18 protein-coding genes are annotated in these 20,502 nt (G+C 39.3%); 14 read left to right on the top strand and 4 right to left on the bottom strand.

Going from position 1 to position 20,502, the window contains the following annotated elements:
- Positions 1-679: 679 nt before the first annotated feature.
- A complete protein-coding gene (locus G504_RS0106580) occupies positions 680-2,905 on the top strand; it encodes a M1 family metallopeptidase (protein ID WP_019669361.1) in 2,226 nt (741 codons plus the stop codon).
- Positions 2,906-2,998: 93 nt separating this feature from the next.
- On the opposite strand, the gene G504_RS0106585 is transcribed toward G504_RS0106580, so the two are convergent.
- The 4 genes from G504_RS0106585 to G504_RS0106600 all read right to left on the bottom strand — a co-directional run bounded on the left by G504_RS0106585 (position 2,999) and on the right by G504_RS0106600 (position 6,498).
- Entirely contained in the window at positions 2,999-3,328 is a 330-nt protein-coding gene (locus G504_RS0106585; protein WP_019669362.1) for a YegP family protein, read from the bottom strand.
- 160 nt (positions 3,329-3,488) lie between these two features.
- Positions 3,489-5,324 (bottom strand): adenylate/guanylate cyclase domain-containing protein, encoded by a 1,836-nt coding sequence (locus G504_RS0106590; protein WP_157473060.1) that lies wholly within the window; start codon positions 5,322-5,324, stop codon positions 3,489-3,491.
- Positions 5,325-5,356: 32 nt separating this feature from the next.
- Positions 5,357-5,806, bottom strand: coding sequence for a hypothetical protein (locus G504_RS0106595; protein ID WP_019669364.1), 450 nt, complete (start codon positions 5,804-5,806; stop codon positions 5,357-5,359).
- Between the two features lie 206 nt (positions 5,807-6,012).
- The gene (locus G504_RS0106600) at positions 6,013-6,498 is read right to left on the bottom strand and encodes a hypothetical protein (protein ID WP_019669365.1); all 486 of its coding nucleotides are present in this window, start codon (positions 6,496-6,498) and stop codon (positions 6,013-6,015) included.
- Positions 6,499-6,763: 265 nt separating this feature from the next.
- Here G504_RS0106600 and G504_RS20070 point away from each other — a divergent pair, with 265 nt between their 5' ends.
- From G504_RS20070 to G504_RS0106665, 13 genes are all read left to right on the top strand, one after another.
- A complete protein-coding gene (locus tag G504_RS20070) occupies positions 6,764-6,892 on the top strand; it encodes a hypothetical protein (protein ID WP_019669366.1) in 129 nt (42 codons plus the stop codon).
- Between the two features lie 158 nt (positions 6,893-7,050).
- Entirely contained in the window at positions 7,051-7,665 is a 615-nt protein-coding gene (locus G504_RS0106610; protein WP_157473062.1) for a hypothetical protein, read from the top strand.
- A 135-nt stretch (positions 7,666-7,800) separates the two neighbouring features.
- Positions 7,801-8,280, top strand: coding sequence for a YybH family protein (locus G504_RS0106615; RefSeq protein WP_019669368.1), 480 nt, complete (start codon positions 7,801-7,803; stop codon positions 8,278-8,280).
- Positions 8,281-8,372: 92 nt separating this feature from the next.
- Entirely contained in the window at positions 8,373-10,052 is a 1,680-nt protein-coding gene (locus G504_RS18350) for a tetratricopeptide repeat protein (RefSeq protein ID WP_169336901.1), read from the top strand.
- Positions 10,053-10,098: 46 nt separating this feature from the next.
- Positions 10,099-10,674: a gluconate 2-dehydrogenase subunit 3 family protein gene (locus tag G504_RS0106625; protein ID WP_019669370.1), complete on the top strand. Its 576-nt coding sequence runs from the start codon at positions 10,099-10,101 to the stop codon at positions 10,672-10,674.
- Positions 10,675-10,679: 5 nt separating this feature from the next.
- Positions 10,680-12,272, top strand: coding sequence for a GMC family oxidoreductase (locus G504_RS0106630; RefSeq protein WP_019669371.1), 1,593 nt, complete (start codon positions 10,680-10,682; stop codon positions 12,270-12,272).
- Between the two features lie 30 nt (positions 12,273-12,302).
- Positions 12,303-14,561, top strand: a complete 2,259-nt coding sequence (locus G504_RS0106635) for a GH92 family glycosyl hydrolase (RefSeq protein WP_019669372.1) — start codon at positions 12,303-12,305, stop codon at positions 14,559-14,561.
- A 183-nt stretch (positions 14,562-14,744) separates the two neighbouring features.
- A complete protein-coding gene (locus G504_RS0106640; RefSeq protein ID WP_019669373.1) occupies positions 14,745-16,184 on the top strand; it encodes a DASS family sodium-coupled anion symporter in 1,440 nt (479 codons plus the stop codon).
- A 19-nt stretch (positions 16,185-16,203) separates the two neighbouring features.
- Positions 16,204-16,551, top strand: a complete 348-nt coding sequence (locus tag G504_RS0106645; RefSeq protein ID WP_019669374.1) for a VOC family protein — start codon at positions 16,204-16,206, stop codon at positions 16,549-16,551.
- Positions 16,552-16,792: 241 nt separating this feature from the next.
- Positions 16,793-17,563, top strand: a complete 771-nt coding sequence (locus G504_RS0106650; protein ID WP_026348437.1) for an SDR family NAD(P)-dependent oxidoreductase — start codon at positions 16,793-16,795, stop codon at positions 17,561-17,563.
- 254 nt (positions 17,564-17,817) lie between these two features.
- Positions 17,818-18,564 carry a DUF6090 family protein gene (locus tag G504_RS19130; protein ID WP_019669376.1) on the top strand — a complete coding sequence of 249 codons (747 nt, stop codon included), beginning with the start codon at positions 17,818-17,820 and terminating at the stop codon, positions 18,562-18,564.
- Positions 18,565-18,606: 42 nt separating this feature from the next.
- Complete coding sequence (locus G504_RS0106660) at positions 18,607-18,972, top strand: hypothetical protein (RefSeq protein ID WP_019669377.1); 366 nt, start codon at positions 18,607-18,609, stop codon at positions 18,970-18,972.
- 98 nt (positions 18,973-19,070) lie between these two features.
- Positions 19,071-20,492: a hypothetical protein gene (locus tag G504_RS0106665; RefSeq protein ID WP_019669378.1), complete on the top strand. Its 1,422-nt coding sequence runs from the start codon at positions 19,071-19,073 to the stop codon at positions 20,490-20,492.
- Positions 20,493-20,502 lie beyond the last annotated feature (10 nt).

Consider the following 20,502-nt stretch of genomic DNA (forward strand, 5'->3'; position numbering starts at 1 on the left):
AGGTTTTGCAGGAGAGTTCTTCTAAATGTATAAAAAATAATTCGTTTTTATTCTATAATGCCCGCCAGAATATATTGCCATTAATAGGAACGTTACCCGGGAGAAAGATAAAAGTACAAGATAATAATTTCATTAAAATTCCCCTATATAAAAACCCTAGAAGGTCTATGGCTTTTATTTATTGCACCGTATTGTCGATAATAGCTCTGTAATAGTGCCTGAATAAAAGGGGTATGATCTTAATTAACATTGAAGTCTAATCCGCAAACCTAAATCAAAAAATAAGGTGCCAATAGATAAAATGCTGACAAAACTTATCGGGTTAAAATATAAAAAAGCCCTGAACAACATCAAAGGCTCTTTTAAGTATTATTGATTCAACTTTAGTTTGATCCGGCTACACTTAGTTCAGGGATGAGCGAGTGAAATTCCATCCCTTTAAACTTGTACCTTCACTTTACCAAAGAACCCTTCTGCAATAGGCTAATACCAAACTTGTGGCGGAGTGCCTCAAAAAACTTATGGGCTAATAGTATAGGAATAGCTTTCTAAAACTCTACTTCAGGCATAAAAACTCCTCATTATTATTTTAAATCTTATATGTATCTTCGGCAAACTAAATTCAAAAAGGTATTTTCACCAGGCTGTGAATTATGTCCTATTCTAAAAATATATAAGCATGTTAAAAAAACTATTATTCTTTTTTTCTCTGATCCTTTTTAATGCTGTCACTCTCGCTCAAACCCAACCGTGGCAAGGAAAATTTGAGCCCATTGATAATATGATTAATCCACCCAACAGCTACCGAGCGGCGAGTGGAGCGCCTGGAAAAGCTTATTGGCAGCAACGGGCTGATTATAAAATTAAAGCAACATTGGATGAAGAAAATAATACAATTACGGGGGAGGAAACCATTACCTACCACAACAATTCTCCCGATGATCTAAGCTATATCTGGATTCAGCTGGAACAGAATGTAAACAAAAAAGGAAGTGAAGATTTCGGTTCTTTTTTTAATAGCATAAAAGATTCCATAAATACGCGGCAAATGCAATTGCTTACAAGAGCCATTGATTTTCCTGCCGGCTACACCATTAAATACATAAAAGATGCCAATGGCAACCCCATGAAATCATTCGTGAATAATACAATGATGAAGGTAGTGCTTAAAGAGCCCCTTAAATCTGGTGTATCTATAAGTTTTTCTATGGCATGGTCTTATCCCATCACCGACAGAAGCATGTTTTTCTTATCAAGGGAAGGTTATGAGTATTTCCCCGGCGATGACAATACAGTTTACCTAATAGCCCACTGGTTTCCGAGAATGGCGGTTTACAATGACACCGAAGGCTGGCAAAATCAGCAATTTCAAAGACTTGGGGAGTTTGCTTTGGAATTTGGCGATTATTATGTTGAATTAACCGTACCCGAAGATCACATTATCGCTTCTACAGGTTCCCTGCAAAATGGTGATGCCGTGCTTTCCAAAACACAACAGGAAAGATTGAAAGAAGCCGCCGGTTCCTTTGACAAGCCAGTGATGATCGTTACCAAAGATGAAGCCGAGAACAATGAGAAAGCGAAATCCAATAAACAGAAAACATGGATTTTTAGCGCTTCCAACGTGCGTGACTTTGCTTTTGCGTCATCCCGTAAGTTCCTATGGGATGCCCAGGCTGTAAAACTGCCTACAAATACTGTTATGGCAATGTCTTTTTACCCTAAAGAGGGTTTGCCGGTATGGAAAGAAGAATCTACAAAAGCAATCAAAAATGCATTGGAAGTTTATTCAGAAGCTACTTTTGATTATCCTTATCCTGTGGCTATTTCAGTTAATACTTCTAATATAGGAATGGAATTCCCCATGATTAGTTTTAATGGGGGCAGGCCCAAGAATGGCAAAATAAGTGATCGTGCCAGGGCGGGAATGATTGGTACTATTATCCATGAAGTTGGTCATAATTGGTTTCCCATGATCGTTAGTTCGGATGAGCGCAAATGGATGTGGATGGATGAAGGCTTAAACACATTCATTCATCAGAGAACTGTAGCCGAAAGATACCCAGAATTTAGCAGTGCTACTCCTAAAACCATTGTGCCTTTTATGAGTGGTGACAAAAATATAATGCGTCCTATAATGACCACCTCTGACAATGAAATCCTGACCCAGTTTGGTAATAACTTTTACATGAAGCCTACTGTTGGTTTGCAGATGTTACGAAACTCCATTGTTGGCCGTGAATTATTTGACCAGGCATTTAAAGAATATGCCAATCGCTGGAAATACAAACACCCGAATCCGGCAGATTTATTCAGGACCCTGGAAGACGCAACTGCCGTAGACCTGGATTGGTTTTTCCGGGGATGGTTCTTTACGACCGACAATGTTGATATGGAACTCACGGATGTAAAATGGTTTAGAGTCAATGAAGAAGAACTCAATTCCAAGGACCAGAAAAAAACCGTTAAATTGAAAATTGAAGGTGAAAATTTCAGCGAACAGGCAAAGGATTTTTCGAGTGGCCCGGAAGCAATAACCATGACCTCTACCCCCGATGCGAGCTATGGCGGATTTTTATCAAGAATGGATGAGCCTGAGCTCCGGAAACAACTTTCCGATAAAAATATTTATGTGGTAACTATTAAAAATATTGGGGGTCTGGTGATGCCTGTAACCATAGAATGGCTATATACAGATGGCTCCAGGGAGATTGACACGCTGCCTGCAGAAGTCTGGCGCGGCAACGAATATGAAATTAAAAGGACCTTTGTAAAAGAAAAAGAAGTTTCAAAAGTGAATTTAGATCCTAATTTTGAATTTGCCGATACGGATATGAGAAACAATAGCTTTCCCAAAGTAGAAGCGCCATCAGAATTTGATGCTTTTAAGTCAAAACAGGAATAGCATAATCTATTGCCCAATTACAGGATACAAAGAGGCAGCCAGGATGGCTGCCTCTTTGTTTTCATAAAACTAATACTTAGGAGAACAAACCTTTTAAGAATTGTCCTGGACCGCAGCTTTTGGTGCGTTTTTTTTAACTGATGCTATGCCTTTCGCCATAGAGGAAGCAGATGCGTACATTTGGCTGTCTCCAATCACTTGTCCATTAGAAGCTTTTAAGCTGAAATAAGGGCTACCATCTTTGGCTATTTTTTTCTCAAACATTTTATCATTTTGTGAGTTCTTTCGAACGGATTCTATCCCGTTATCACAAGCAGCTTTTGAGTTATATGCTTCACTACTTAGAATTACCTGGCCGTTTGAGGCTTTAAGGTTAAATCTTAACTTCCCGGCCTTGTCTTTTTTAATTTCAAATTTTCCCATTTCTTTGATTTTTAATACTGCCTATAAAAGTAACAAATTATTGTCTTTTTTTTCAGTTTTTTAAAGCACTTAATGATTTTATTCCCTTTGTTTTTGAATAACCTGATATTAAAAATCTCGTTGTTTATATTCCTGATAATTGTCCGAAAAAGACTGTCTATTAGATAAGGTTTTTGCTGCAGGGGCCTTGTACAAAATACATTTTCATTTTACCCCGGTTTTTTACGGCTATTTCTCCCCTGTACTCGCAAATAAATTCATTCTTAATCAATTCATAGGTGTTTTGGCTGATATTTATCTTTCCTGCTTCAGACATGGTTTCCATTCGGGAGGCCACATTTACAGTATCGCCCCAGATGTCATAAGAGAACTTTTTACTTCCAACCACCCCGGCCACAACGGGCCCTGTATTTATCCCAATCCGAACATCAAATGAAAGTCCCTGGTCTGTTTCGCTTAACTTGACATCTTCTACAAATTGTAAGATCTCAAAGCCAGCCTGTACCATTTTTATGGCATGATCCTTTATTGGAAAAGGTAATCCCCCTGCACACATATAGGAATCTCCGATAGTCTTTATTTTTTCGAGTCCATATTTTTCAATAATGTCATCAAATGCCGTAAAGTAATACCCCAGTCTTTTAACCAGTTCTTCAGGGTTTATTTGCTCCGAATATGCCGTGAAAGCCTTAAAATCTGTAAACAAAACGGTAACGGATTCAAATTTATTGGCCTTCACAGTGCCCGATTCCTTTAATTCACGGGCAGTTTCTTCCGGCAAAATATTGAGCAGCAAACTTTCGGAACGGTCCTTCTCCTTTTCAATAATAGCGTTGGTTTTTCTAACATATAAATTTCGTCTGTACAATCCTATAGCCATAAGGAAAATTAGAAACAGGGCCGTGGCAGATGCAATAGTAATTATCTTTTGCGTTCTTTTTTGCTGATTGGCAAGATCCAGCTCTATTTGCTTTTGTGCTATTTGCATTTCGCCCATTTGTTGAACGGTTGTTATATTTTTTACACTATCCCTGAAGGCAATATAATTCCGATAATATTTCAGCGCTGCAGAGGCATATCCCGTTCTTTCATATAATTCTGATAGCTTTAGATAGGCACTGCCCATTTCTGCTTTCAAACCATATTGTTTTGCCAGATTCAAAGAACGTAAAGAGTACGTAAAAGCGGCATCCCAATCGTTTCTGTAAGCATAAATATCAGACATGTAGGTGAGATATACAGTAATGGGCCGGTAGTCTCCTAATTCTTCAAGGATGGCAATGGCCTCGCTGATATTTTCTTCCGCTTTAATTTCTTGTCCTTTTTGAGCAAAAGCCAGGCCTTTATTTCCAAGATTATAGGCCAAAAAAGGTTTTCTGTTTTGAGCTTTAAAGATGGGCCCCGACTTGTTAAACAATACCAGGGCTGAATCTGGTTCGCCAAATCCCAGATAGGAGTCTCCAAGGTTTTCCACCGCGATAGCATAAGCAATTCTATCTTCTAATCCTTCCAGAATTTTGATGGCATTGCTGTAATATTGAATAACATTGGGTTTATTCCCCATTCCTGAATAAACAGCGGCTATAGCAGTATATAAATTTCCTAATCTTCCTTTTTCGGTGCTTTCATCAATGAATTCTCTGGCTTTAAAATAACTTTCCAGAGCCATGCTTAAATCACCTTTTTGTTCATGGGCGTTCCCTCGGTGTCGATATCCTCTATAAACATACCTGTTTGAATCGACTGCTATAGCCTCTTTTAAAAGCAGATCAGTATATTTCAGTGATTCATCTGGATCGGGGTTATTTTGGGCTATTTTGTCTAATATATCCAATTGTTGCGTGGGGTCATAGTTTCCAGACTCATACAGTTTTACCAGACTATCGGATACAATTTTATTTTGACTAAAACTTGGTAAAAATGTAAACAGGAGAATTCCAAATACAAAAATTCCTTTGACAAGCTTCGCAGTGTTCTTTGTGCGATACATTTTCATAAAACAGGAATTGGATTCTTCATTGGTCTTTACTACTCTTCAATCTGGATTTTTGGCTCAATGGTATATGTATTGGTATTCGAACCAACATTAAATTGAAGTTGATATTTGTAAGGGGTCTTTCCTCCGCGAATAACCGTAGCCCTCGTCATCTCATTTCCCTTTATGACATCTGAACTAAAAATTCTTGGCCCACTAATGTACTTAATTGCCCTTATCCTGACCGGAGTATTTGGTTCCGTAGAGGATAACCCTTTCCATATAATGTTATCGCCTACCTGGGCAAAAATAGTAAAGTTAGCAGGGGTGTTATTTAATACAGTAGTAGTCTTCTCCACGGTAAAGTAGCATGTCTTAGCAGGGTCAGCATTCTTTGTATCTACATTAAGTGTGATTTCATGTACTGACTGTGCATGTAACCCATGTGAAGCCACTGCTATCATCAAAATAAATACGAAAAAACTAATTCTATTCAGTTTCATTTACTCCAATTCTAATTATCAAACAAAAAAAGAGGTTATACAATACTTATTCTATCTATTTAAACAGATTAATATTTGAAATATACTATATCTTCATATAATTACACGAATTCTTCCAAAAAGATAACCCGGGTTAGCCCGGGTTTTTCTTTATCTGAAATGTATTCAATTCTAGGCCGCAAAGGCTTACTTGTATACAAATAATACTATTGAACCTTAATTTTTGGGTCAAACTGGTACATTTCACCATCTACTGTAAATTGTATGGCATAGGAATACTCCTTATTTGCAGCATTCCTTAAAACTTTTTCCTTTACCTTTTTTTTACTTCCGTTATTTCTTTTACCCTTTTTTCTGGCGTTGGAAAATATATTTTGACTATTGCCCACAGCTCTGAATTCTATCATCTCAATATCAATAGTTTCACCAGTCGTCGTAACCCCTTCCCATTCTACAAAATCTTCGGGATCAACAAGAATGGTAAAATCCTTGGCCGGCTCACTGACCTCCACAATTGTAACCTCTTCATCAGCAACATCAAAAGTACTGGCTGCCGCAGGATCATCCTGACTTAATTCTTCGGTATCAACTGTTAATATTATTACATGAGTAGCGCCCTGGCTGTATAAATTAGTCCCAAAGCAAATTAATAAGAGGGCTATTCCTAATAAATGTCGAGTAAATAGTTTCATGTTTGGTGTTTTTGTTAGTTAGTTTATCTAATTGTAGTCATGTAATTTAGAAATTTCAAGATAGAGAATAAAATCGAATTAAAATGTAGGGTTTCCCTTACGTAGGAAAACGTCTTTGAAAAACTTTTGCAAAATGTCAAATCTCCGATGAAATGCATAAAAATAACGACTAAACCACAGATTTTGCCGCTTTCACAACAATTAGGCTGCAGATCACCACACAAATTCGTATCTTATTAATACTAAATTTTTAAATCCTACTGCTATGAAAACAAATTCAGAAAAACACCCTGTATTAAATGCAATTCTTTCGGTTTTAAATCTAAGTTTAGAGGTAGTACTTGCCTTGATCGCCCTGGGCCTCTTAATCGGTCTTTATGGTGTATTGAGTTAACACCTTAGCTTAGGAATAAAGAAATAATAAAAGCCTTCGATAGCACGAAGGCTTTTTATTTGGTCCTACTTAGTCTCAAGTTGTTCATTCTACCAGGGTAGCTCAGGGGGTAAATGACTTTGGCAAAATCTTTGATACCTTATGGCAAAACCGCACTCATGGGTAACCATCTTTGTTCAGTATTTCTTTTGCTCCTCTTTTGGAGCCTGTTACCCCTCAATGCCCAGAAAAAAGGATTTGAACCGGGCTATATTATCATACTGGAAGGAGACACCCTTTTGGGGCAGGTAAAGGATCGCTCCCAGGAACCCTTTGTTGAATTATATCGTAAAATTCGCTTTAAGCCTGATGGGAGATCTTCAAGGAGGAAGTATAGGCCAAAAGATATACTGGGATATGGCGCGGGGGGACGGGATTATGAATCGGCACCCCTTTGGGAGGAATCGTCTTTTTTTAAATTCCGGTATTATTTGGATCCCGGTGCGGAAAAGGTTTTCCTTATGGTCCTAAGAAGGCAGGGGGGTCTTACCCATTATCGCCGCGAATTTGTCCAGGACGATAATTCATATCTGGATTCCTATCCCCTGTTCCACCGGGAAGGGTATAGTGAAATGGTTCGGGTAACCCAGGGGGTACTGGGACTCAAAAGAAAAAGGCTAATGGAGTACTTCAATGACTGTGATGAACTGGTGAATGCACTATACAACAAAGAGCTGAAAGAAGCACACGAAGTCTACAACTACTACCTGGAATTTTGCCAAGAAACCCCATAGATTTGAAAAATCAACCTGGCTGGGGTTTTGTCAGGAAAAACCTTCCCAAAATGACGCATATATCCAGTATATTTTAGATATATTTAACCACATATAACTTGTTATAGGTAAATTAACTCCGCTTAATAAACCATCATGACCAAATTAAAAATACTTTTCCCTGTATTTATTCTATCAATATTTTCTTGTCAAAACATTCCTAAAAATTCAGAAAGCGGTGCTTTTCAAAATGATACTACGCCCGGATTTGATGTAGCAGCTGCTACAAAAATTATCAAAGAAAGATGCAAGGAATTTGAAGATGCTGTAAAAGTCGGAGATTCCATAGCCGTAGGTGACCTTTACACCGAAGACACAAAAATAATTCCGAGTCTTACGGGCAGAAATAGCATAATAACAGAAGTCCATGAAATGTTTCGAGACAGCATCACAGGAATGAACTTTAAGATTATCAACCTCTGGGGCAATGGAAATATTATTGTAGAGGATGCATTTGTTGAATTTTATCATGCCAATGGAACGCTTGTAAGCAAAGGGAACGCCCTTTTGGTATGGAAAAAAGAAGCAGATGCCTGGCGTATTTTCCGAGATGTATATAAACCGGATAAAAAATAGGAAAAGTTTAGCTCAAAAAAATACGTTGACCGTAATAATGTTCTAAATATAATCCTGAATTAAATCACATAAAATAAACATAAATGACTTTTATGAAAAAACTCTCCATTATTATTTTACTCAATATAATTGCAAATACCGCCTATGCACAGCACCATCATGGTCCTGGTGAAGACTCCAAAGCAATTAACCATGTTATGGCCTGCAGAAGTGGTGTAAATTATATTGACAACCTTCCAATACCCTTACTTATGGATGGAGTTGGTTCTTCACCTCTAAAGATAATAACCTCATCAGCAGAAGCGCAAAAGTATTTTAGCCAGGGAGTAAGTCAGTTACACTGTTTCTGGGACTTTGAAGCTTACAGGTCTTTTAAGGAAGCTATTAGATTAGACTCTACTGCAATTATGCCATATTGGGGAATGCTGCACACCATTTTGTTTATAGATAATGAAGAGTTTGACAATGAAAAGACTGTAGCAGTAGAAAAACTCAAAGATCTAAGCAAAGAGGCAAAAGGCTATGAAGCACTCTATAGTAAAGGAATTCTCGATTTTGTTGAAACTGAAAATCCAGAAGGCTATTTGAAACAGTTAGAAAATATAGTGCATCAATACCCGGAAGATGTAGATGCAAAACTGTTTCTGGCCCTGTTCAATATGTCGGGATATGATGAAAATATGGATCCCAGAAAAGGAACCATCTATAGTGAATATTTATTGCGGGACCTCCTTATTTCCAATCCGGAAAATCATGGGGTGCATCATTATTGGATTCACCAGATGGAAAACTGTTGCCCGGAAGAGGCCATGGAGAGCGCTGAAAAGCTGGCTGCTTTAGCTCCGGAATCCGGTCATATCGTACATATGCCGGGGCACATTTATTATAAGATAGGGGATTATAAAAAAGCACACGATCAATTCATTGACGCAATGAAAGTTGACTCCACCTATATGGCCGAACAAAATATAAAAGAGATAGACAACTGGAATTACATACATAACCTTAATTATCTTTTGGCCAATTGTGCTCAGGATGGCCGCTATAAAGAAGGATTGCAATATGCAGACAGACTTGAAAAGATGGTAGCCGTCGCAGACAGGATTGATATGCATCGCGGAGCCTATTTTTATCAAGGGATAATCACTCCTGCAATTATGGAAATGCGATTTGGATTTTGGGATAAAGCCGTTGAAAAATTTGAAAAAATAACGGATACTGATACTTTGTATGGAAAAGCCGCAATGGATTATAAAACAGCATTCTCTATTTTTTCTAAGGGTATGCTAGCCTTGGAAAAGAACGACATTAATGCTGCTAAATCAAAATTAGACCAATTAGATGCTTTGTTCTGGAGAAATTCAAAACTGGAAAATGAAAAAGATCAAATCAATCCATTCCGGTTGAAAACACTTCTTGTGACATCAGTTGAACTCGAAGGAAATATATTGGTTGCCGAAAAGGACTTTACCAAAGGTATTCAAACTCTTAAAAAGGCTGTTAAAATGGAGAAAGATTTAGGTTACTCCGAACCGCCATATTATCCCAGGCCAACTTTACTAAGTCTGGCATCTGCTTATCTTAATAAAGGGGATTATAAGAATGCTGAATCCAGTTATGAGAAAATTCTTGAGAAGCATCCCAATAGTTCTATGGCATACTGGGGGTTGATGAATCTTTACAAAGAAAATGAGCAGAAGGACAAATATAAAATGATCAGGAAAAAATTTGAAAATGTAACCAAATATGGGGATAGAGAAGTTTTTAAATAGATACTAAATAAGTCCATCAAATATTTTAAGAAAAATAAGTTTACCTATGAATACTAATAACTGGTCAAGAAGAAAATTTACCAAAGCTGTGATTTCTGCACAAGCACTGCTGGCATCAGGGGTGTTAGCGCTTCCATTGGCATGTGCCGAGTCCAATAAGACTGAAAGTGATACCCCTTTGGATAAATTACAACAAGAGACTCTAAAATTTGCCATGGATGAAATAATTCCTGCGAATGACAAAATGCCTTCAGCTTCCGAAACAGGAAGTGTAAACTATGTCTTAAATATACTGGAAGAATTGCCCGATTTATCGCCCTTGTTTATAAGCCTGACAGATAAAATTGAAGATCAAAGTTTACAACTGTCCGGTTCTGCTTTTTCAAAATTAAATAGCGAGAGGCGTATTGCTGTTTTAACAACTATTGAACAAACAGAACCCGGGTTATTTAAAGTGCTGAAAGACTTCACTTATGAAAGTTATTATACGAATGATTCCGTCCATAAATTGATTAGCTATGAACCTCATCCAACCGGAACCACAGGGCCGGAAATGGAGCCTTTTGATGAGCAACTTCTGGACAGAGTAAAAAATATACCAGCCATGTACACTAAAATATAGAGCCCATGAATAATGACGATATTGATGTTTTGGTAATAGGTGCGGGCGCAGCAGGTGCTGTTGTTTCATGGAGCTTAACCGAAAAAGGCGCAAAAGTTGTTTGTCTGGAACAAGGCGGCTGGGTTGATCCTTTGTCCTTTCCATCGTTAAAGCCAGATTATGAAACGCACTTAACAAGAGAAGGCGATTTTAATTTAAGTCCTAACTTAAGGAATCGCAAAGAGGATTATCCGGTAACGACGGATGGTGAAAATCCGCCTTTTATTATGATGTTCAATGCTGTTGGTGGCTCAACTATTCATTGGCAGGGTATTTTCCCTCGCTTTCACCCTTCCGATTTTAAGGTAAAAACACTCGATGGTGTTGCTGATGATTGGCCAATTTCTTATTGGGATTTAGAACCATATTATGAATTTAATGATAAAATGATCGGGGTTTCTGGTCTAAACGGCGATCCGGCAAATCCACCGCGAACAAAAAGACCAACGCCCCCTTTGCCTTTGGGCAAGATGGGAAATACGCTGGTAAAAGGGTTCGAAAAATTAGGCTGGCATTGGTGGGTAAACGATCATGGTATTATTTCAAAGCAATACAAAGACAGAGCGGCTTGTATGTTGCATGGCAAGTGTATGTTTGGATGCCCTATGGGGGCAAAAGCCACTACGGATAGGACGTATTGGCCGCTTGCAATTGAAAAAGGCGCAGAGATCAGAACCTGGTCCAGGGTTAAAGAAATTACGGTTGACAATACCGGAAAAGCCAAAGGCGCCATTTATTTTGATAAAGAAGGAAATATCCAGGAAATAAAAGCCAAAGTGGTGGTGGTATGTTGCAATGGTATAGGGACACCAAGATTGCTGCTTAATTCCAAATCCAATCTATTCCCGGATGGTTTGGGTAATGGCAATGGCCTTGTTGGCAAAAACTTTATGGTTCATCCCACGCATTTTATTAACGGTATTTTTGAAGAAGCAATGGATGGCCATATAGGCCCTATGGGAAGCCCCCTTTTTAGTCAGGAATTTTATGAAACGGATGAGAGTCGTGGTTTTAAAAGAGGTTATATGCTTTTGGGAGAGCGTACATTTGGCCCTCTATTTCAGGCACAGGATATTCCCTGGGGGAAAAACCACCATGCTGAATTCGGCAAAATCTTTCCCCATCAGATAGGTTTAACAGTGGTTGCAGATGATTTGCCGGAAGAAACCAATATGGTTACTCTGGATGATAAAGAAGTAGACTCCAATGGTATTTCGGCCGCGAAGGCAACCTATTCCCTGTCCGAAAATTCAAAACAAATGTTGAATCACGCAGTTGAGAAGTCAACAGAAGTTTTAATGGCTGCCGGTGCCAAAGAAGTTATTGTACCCCCGGCAACCAACCTGGCACATTTAATGGGAACGGCCCGAATGGGGACCAGTGAGAAAAATTCTGTGGTGGATAAAAATAACAAGGTACACGGCATTCCAAATTTATATGTGGTGGATGGAAGTTCTTTTACCACAGGGGCAGGCGTTAACCCTACATCAACCATCATGGCTCTGGCATTGCGGGCTGCTGATAAAATCTGGGAAAATGCAGTACATGGCAAATCTTAGAAATGGAAAGCTTCAAAAATAACCCTCAAAATGAATAGAATTGTAATTTTTTTACTGATACTATTTGCTGCCGGCCTTGCATACAGCCAGGAAGTCCAATCATTAACAAGCTATGTGGATCCTTTTATTGGCACTAAAGGGGAAGGACATACTTTCCCCGGTACTTCCGTTCCGTTTGGGATGGTTAAACTCGGCCCTGATTGTGGTGATAAACGTTCCAATTCAGGATATATCCCAGACGCCGAAATTCATGGGTTTAGCCACACTCATGTAAGTGGTACCGGCGGAGGAGCTAAATATGGAAATATTCTGGTTATGCCCTTTACCGGAAAAGTTACCCCGGGAACTATTTCATCAAAACCAAACAATTACAAAGCTTCCCCGGCATACTTTGCTGTTGATTTGGACAGGTATAAAATAAAAGCCGAATTGACTTCCAGTCATAGTGTGGGGTTTCATAAATATACGTTTAACGAAAACAGTGATAAAGGTATTCTTATTGACTCAGGCAGTTTTCTGGGTGCAGGTCATTGCTGTGGAGAAGCTCAGGAATTAATTGGTTCTGAAACAAGGGTTGTCTCAGATACCAGAATTGAAGGGTATTCCAGGGTAAGAGGTGGATGGAATAAAGGTGGAGAATACACCGTGTTTTTTGTTGCCCTGTTTGATACTCCTGCGGACACTTATGGCACCTGGAAGAACGATGAAATTGAGACCGGCAGCAAAATGGCGCATGATAGTGGCGATAAAACCGGAGCTTATTTCTTTTTTAACAATAAAACCGATAAGATTATAAATGTAAAAGTGGGCATATCATTTATTAGCACAGGAAAGGCTTATGAAAATATTACCAAAGAAACCAAAGGTTGGGATTTTGAAGAGGTTCATCAGACTGCTGTCAATAAATGGAACGACGCATTAAATACTATAAAAATAGAAAGTGCTAATGACGATTTAAAAAAGGTTTTTTATACCGCCATGTACCATACCATGCTGATGCCAGCAAATCGTACCGGTGAAAACCCCAAATGGAATTCAGGAGAACCACATTACGATGATTTCTACGCCATTTGGGATACGTACAGGGCCACCAACCCCTTATTGGCATTAATCCAGCCAAAGCGCGAAGCAGATATTGTCCGTTCCCTGATTGACATCTATAACTATGAAGGATATATGCCCGATTCGCGAAGTGGAAACCATACGGGAAGGACACAGGGAGGAAGTAACTGCGATATGGTAATTGCAGAGGCTTATTTAAAGGGGCTCAAAGGAATTGATTTTGAAAAGGGATACGAAGCAATGATTAAAAATGCGGAAATACCGCCCGGGGATAATCAACAAAAGGAAGGAAGAGGTGGTATCAATGAATATATTGAATTGGGTTATGTGCCTGCCGAATACGAGCCCGATAGCGGCGCCCCAGATCTCCATATTCCTAAACTTTATGCCAGAGCAGGAACCAGAACCCTTGAGTATGCTGCCAATGATTGGGCTATAGCATTGGTTGCCCAAGGAATGGGAAAATCCGAAGATTATTTAAAATATAAAAAAAGGGCCTCCAACTGGTCTAACCTATGGAATACCAACATTGAAACCGAAGGTGTTAGCGGGTTTATTTGGCCAAAGACAAAAAAAGGCCAGTGGGTGGAAGATTATTCCGTTAATAAAGGAGGTAGCTGGTCAAATTTCTTTTATGAAGCAAACTCTTGGGAGTATTCATTTTACGTTCCTCAGGATGTGCAATCACTTATAGATCGTTGTGGGGGAAATGACAGCTTCATTAGCCGACTTGATACATTTTTTAAGAACCAACATTTTAATGTTAACAATGAACCCAGCTTTTTTACGCCTTGCCTTTATACCTATGCCGGAAGACAGGATAAAACCAATGTAACTATTCGAAATATCATAAAAGGAGGTTACACCGCTGAGCAAAATGGAATTCCCGGAAATGATGATGCAGGCTCCATGTCTGCCTGGGTAGTATTCAATTTATTGGGTTTTTTCCCAAATGCAGGACAGGATATTTATATAATTACCTCCCCTCATTTTAAGCAGGTATCCATTGATTTGGATAAAGGAAAAAGATGGGAAATAATTGCCCACGACCTTTCTGGGGAAAACATTTACATAAATAATGTTATGTTGAATGGAAAACCCTTAAACAGGGCCTGGTTCAGGCATAATGAAATTAAAGAGGGCGGTAAATTGGAATTTTTTATGAGTGGCAAACCATCTAATTCCTGGGAAATAAAACCCCCTCCATCCATTGTGGATTATGAATGAATTTTGAGCAATTGATAACCCATTAAATGCCGAACTGTCAGATGCTTAAAGAAAGTCTCCATATAATAGGAAGCAACCTGCTTCAATTAGATTGAAAAAAGAAAAACATTTAATTCTGTGCATGGAAAAGCCGGAATTAATTAAAAAGTGGGTAAATTAAGGCAAGGAATTTAATCGAACCAAATGAGCTCAACAGAAGCAGGGAATCCACCAGGTAACTACCAGAAATTGCGTTGGATAAAGAGAATTATCACTCTGGTATTTGGCATAATAATCTGGAATCTCCCCATACCCTGGGACCTGTCACCTGATGCCTGGCATTTGTTTGCTATTTTTATTACCGCCATCATAGGAGTCTTAATTGATGCCCTGTCTATTTTTACTGCATCTGTTCTGGCATTGGTAGCAGTGGTGCTTTTAAGGGTTCTCACTCCTGAAAAAGCTTTTTCAGGATTTTCAGAGAGTTTTATACTGCTTATTCTAGCCGCATTTTTAGTCGCAAAAGGAGTTATTAAGTCGGGCCTGGGAAGGCGAATCGCCTTTTTACTAATTCGCCGATTTGGGAAGTCTACCTTAAACCTGGGCTATTGTATAGTTGCTACAGATACCCTCCTGGGGCCGGCCATTCCGAGTAATACAGCAAGATCGGGAATCTTATATCCCATTACCCATGCATTAGCTTTAGACACCGGATCTCTGCCAACGCCGGAAAGCAGAAAGAAAACCGGAAGCTATCTTATGATGACGGCTATTTCCGGACATACTATAAGTTCAGCACTGTGGTTTACCGGAATGGCCGCCAATCCTGTGGGGGCAGGAATAGCCGCGCAGTTTGGGGTGAACATGAATTTTGGGAATTGGGTCCTTGTGGCTTCGGTACCCTGTATAATTGCGCTGGTCCTAATACCCTTTGTATTGTATAAGCTCTTCCCCCCGGAAAATAAATATACCCCTGAGGCTCCTAAAATGGCAAGGAATGCACTTCAGGAAATGGGTCCCATGAGCAAACAGGAATGGATTATGGGCATTACCTTTTTTGGAATGATCCTGCTTTGGGCTTTTTCCCCTATTTTAAAAATAGACCTGGCTATTGTTGCTTTCCTCGGACTATCCATCCTAATATTGGCCAATGTGTACACACTTGAAGATATTCGGCAAGGTGCCGGGGATGCGCTTGAAACCTATGTATGGTTTGCAATTTTATATATGATGAGTACAGCACTCAATGACATGGGTTTTATGAAAACCCTGGGCGCTCAAATAGCTACCCAAATCAGTGGATATAGCTGGGTCACGGTATATATCCTCCTTACTGTGTTGTATGTTTTAATTCATTATCTTTTTGTCAGTCAAACCGCACAATTGCTGGCTTTGTATGCAGTTTTTTTACAAGTGGCTGTAAATGCCGGGGTGCCTGCTGCATTGATGGCTTTTATGCTCTCCTTCGCCACCAATTATTTTGCGGTTATTACTCCCCAGGCTTCCAGTTCTAATATTTTGTTTGCAGGAAGTGGCTTTTTACCCTCTGAAGACATCTATAAACAAGGCGCGATCATTACGGTGTTGAATACGATAATCTTCCTGCTTGCAACACCCTGGATTATGTGGTCGTCATCTTTATAAGAAAATAATAAGAAGTAAAATGAGTTCAACTAATAACCACATTAATTATATAGAATTTAAGGCCAAAGACCTTGAAGCGGTTAAAGCTTTTTACAAGGAAGTGTTTAACTGGACCTTTACGGACTATGGGCCAACCTATACTTCCTTTTCAAATAGTGGCCTGGATGGGGGCTTTGAACATACTGCGGATCCTATTGCCAATGGTGCCCTGGTGGTTTTATATCATGAGGACCTGGAGCGGGCAAAGCAAAAAGTAATCCGATCAAAAGGACGTATCTCGAAGGATATATTCTCGTTTCCGGGTGGGCGCAGATTTCATTTTCTGGATCCTGCGGGTAATGAGTTGGCTATTTGGTCTGATAAATAAGCCAGGGTGTTGAATAAAATTCCTCCATTTTGTTCCATTCGGTTTCAAGGCTTATTTAGTACCTTAGGGCTTGGTTGGGTTTGTGCGCATCAGGTTATACAACAACTATTGGCCTTCATTCCTGCATCGCCAATGTTGCTTTGCTACGAGGGTTGAAAAACTGCAGAGCAGCCGCTATGGTAACCAGCCAACCAAAGACAAAAATAGTTTATAACATACTAACCGTTAAAAAAGGATTCAAATGAGTAATATGCAAGGAAAAGTAGCGTTGATCACCGGTGCAAGCAGTGGGATTGGAAGGGCAACTGCAGAAGCTTTTGCGGAGAAAGGTGCCAATGTTGTTGTCGCTGCCCGTCGAAAAGCAGAACTTGAAAGCTTAGTGGCTTCTATCCAGGAAAAGGGTGGAAAGGCAACTGCTATCAGGACGGATGTTTCTGTTGCCAAAAGTGTTGAGGAAATGGTTGCCCATACGATAAAAGTATTTGGCCGATTGGATTATGCGATTAATAATGCAGGTATAGAAGGAAAATTCAATGGAATAACGGACCTTACTGAAAGGGATTGGGATCAGGTTATCGACATCAACCTGAAGGGAGCATTTCTTTGTATGAAATATGAGGCCAAAGCCATGCTCAAGCTAAATAATGGTGGAGCAATTGTAAACATTGGCTCCGTCAATTCATTTCTGGGTTTTCCAACAGGGTCGGCCTATGTAACCTCTAAACACGGTCTCATTGGATTAACCAGTAGTGTCTCTGCGGAGTTGGCACCAAAGGGAATCAGGGTAAACCTTTTATGTCCGGGTGTTACAGATACGCCTATGCACCAACGACTTAGAGGCATTGTTGGTGACGATTTGTACGATAAAGGGTTGCTCCCAACGGTGCATCTGCAAAGAGCTGGACGCCCGGAGGAGATTGCTAAAGCAATTATCTTTCTTTGCTCAGATGAATCCAGTTATATTTCTGGTTCAACACTTACCGTAGATGGCGGACTCACCTTAACAATGTAGTTCCATTTATAAACTGTAGCGTGAGCAATGCTAACTGAACCTCAACAAAATAATCAAAGGCTAACAAGGTATATTAGTCATTCCCTACACCCATACGGGCGGAAAACAGGTCATTTACAAAACAGTTGCCTCAATAATCTCTCGATTTCTGCCAAAATGAAATTGACTTTATTGTATTATACCCTCCGAAAAGTTGCGCCAGCTATATTCAATAATTCCTTAACTTGGGAACAAGTATCGACCATTAAATATCCATGATTAATTTTTTCAGGCATATACGCAAGCAGCTCCTAACCCAAAACAAGCTGTCTAAATACCTCTTATATGCTATTGGGGAGATTGTGCTTGTGGTTATTGGTATCCTGATTGCCTTGCAAATAAATAACTGGAATGAAAATCAAAAAACCAAAGCCAATATTAAAAACGCACTAACTGCGTTAAAGAGCGATTTAGCCCAGGACACAATGTTAATAAAAGAGAGGCTGCCTTTTATAATTGAGCAATATCAATTAAACGAGTCTTTAAGATCCCGAGTAGCCAAAAAAAATGCAACATTAGACACCTTAATCCACATTATGCGTCATGAGTTTAATCCAAACTGGAGTGTTCAGATTATATACAATACAAATGCTTTTAACAGCTTAAATCGAACCGGCTTAATAGAAATAATTCCGGATACTCTAAAGGCAAATATCAGGAATTTTTACAATAGAAAATTCTCTCTTAAAGACAGGATAGAAAAAACTACAAAGGACTACCAGGAAAAGATTACATCCTATGTGAACACCTATACTTTTGGCTCGACATCAATTCATGATCAGGGACCATTGATAGATTCCCTGGTGTGGGAAAAAATTGATGCCTCACATCTTGCAGCCACCTTTCAGGGGATAAGTAATTTTAAAAGAATCCTATTTAAGGAAACCAAAGAAGAGCTGGAATTTTCATTTGCCGGTTCCCGAAGTTTACTGGCGGACCTGGAAGCTTATTTAAATGATTGAACATGACCATAACCAGATTTTTTCTGAAAATAACAATGTGAAATGAACATAGAAACATGCAAAAAATATCTTGAATTTGTATATAGCGAATGTGAACAATTCCTGGAAGACAGACGTGTCACAGATGATGAATTAAATCAACTAATAATAGAGTTTCACAGATTTCGCGATCAGGCAGCCGAAAGCGGCTTACCGGAGGAAATTAAAGATCGGCTTTCGAAATTGCATATAGATTACCCCAGGATTTACATTAAACGTGGCTATGGGTACATGTTCTCCGTAGTTTTAACCCTGGGATTATGGGCTTTAATATCCGGTTATAGAAAACAAAGAAAGCGAAAGCGGGTTTTAGAAACTTTAAAAAGTGATTCTGCAAATACCTTAATTTTTATTAAAATGAATTACTAGAAATTGGTCCTTGATTTTTTAAATCAATTTTTCATCGGGAGTTGTCCATTTTTACGAAATCCAGTAACTTAAGAAAAATATAACGAAGCTTTCAATTTATGAGGCGGACCGGCCATAATCTTATAACCCTGGCATTCTTTTGTCTGATCGTTGCAGGAAGAGGTCAGGAGGGCAATTATAAGTTTGATAATTACGGTAACCAATCCATGTTACTTAATGGCAATGTAACCGGAAGTGCTACAGATCTGGGTCTTGCTTTTTACAATCCTGCCAGGCTGGTAACTGTTGATAAACCCTCTTTTGTTATCGCCGGTAAAGCTTATGAATGGAGTAAATTTACTTTTGAGGATATTTTCGAAACCGAAATTGACCTGAATACTTCTAATTTTAGTGGTGTCCCCAGTATTGTTGCCGGAACATTCAATCTTAAATTCCTGCCTAAGCACAGATTCGCATATTCCATCTTATCCCGCTACCGTTCCAATATCCCTTTGAACTATAGCTCCGGAATTCAGGAGAACCCCGAATTTGATCCCTTGCAAAATGAAGTAAGCCGTGTTACCAACATAAACTTTCAAAACAATTTGCGGGAGGATTGGTATGGTATCACCTGGGCATATCCGGTAAATGATAAATTGGGGGTAGGTGCATCGCTTTTTGGCAGTATTTATACAAGCAAAGGTGGCAGCAATATTGATATCACAGCCGAACGTGAGGATAGCAGTACGGCAGGCTATAGCTCTGTGTTAAATTATAATCAGAAAACATACGGGTTATTCCTGAAAATGGGCCTGGCATGGCAGCTTTCTAATATTGATTTGGGAGTAAATCTCAGTCTTCCTTTTATCACCGTCGATAAAAAAGCCTCCTTGCTCTATCAGGAAAATTTGACTGGGTTGGGGCCCGGAGAAGATTTCTTAGCTTATGCCGAGTTAGACGATTTAGAAAATAAACGAAGAACAGCTACTAGTATTTCTGTGGGTGCAGGCATACCCGTTGGGAAGAGTACAATTCATCTTGACAGCAGCTGGCACTCCAAAGTTAAACCCTATCAGAGAATTGAACTGCCTGCCTTGGATACAATTGTGCAGAATCTGGATCCGGAACCTTTTGAAGAGGAGTTCAGATCTGTTATAAACTTTGGTGCTGGCGCAGATATTTATATTTCTTCTTCTGTAAAATTAATCATGAGTTTTAGTTCGGACTTCTCGGCTACGGTCTCGAGCATTAATTTATTCGATGTCGTAAACCCAAGCGAGGGCAAGGTTAATCTACTAAGTGATTTCTGGCATTATGGCCTCGGAACAGATCTATCACTAAAATGGGGACATATAGTCTTGGGAGCCACTTATTCCAGAACAAGAAGTCCGTTTGAGGAAGGTGTTGAAATACCCGACGATATAATTGATGATGGTGCACTGGATTTTGTGACCGGTATTACTTTCGAAAGATGGCGATTTATTGTGGGGCTGGAAATCCCGCTATTACAGAATAAATTAACAGGGCAACCTGAAGAATGACTATGATCAA

Source organism: Eudoraea adriatica DSM 19308 (genome assembly GCF_000382125.1).
In the GTDB taxonomy this organism is placed as follows: Bacteria; Bacteroidota; Bacteroidia; order Flavobacteriales; family Flavobacteriaceae; genus Eudoraea; species Eudoraea adriatica.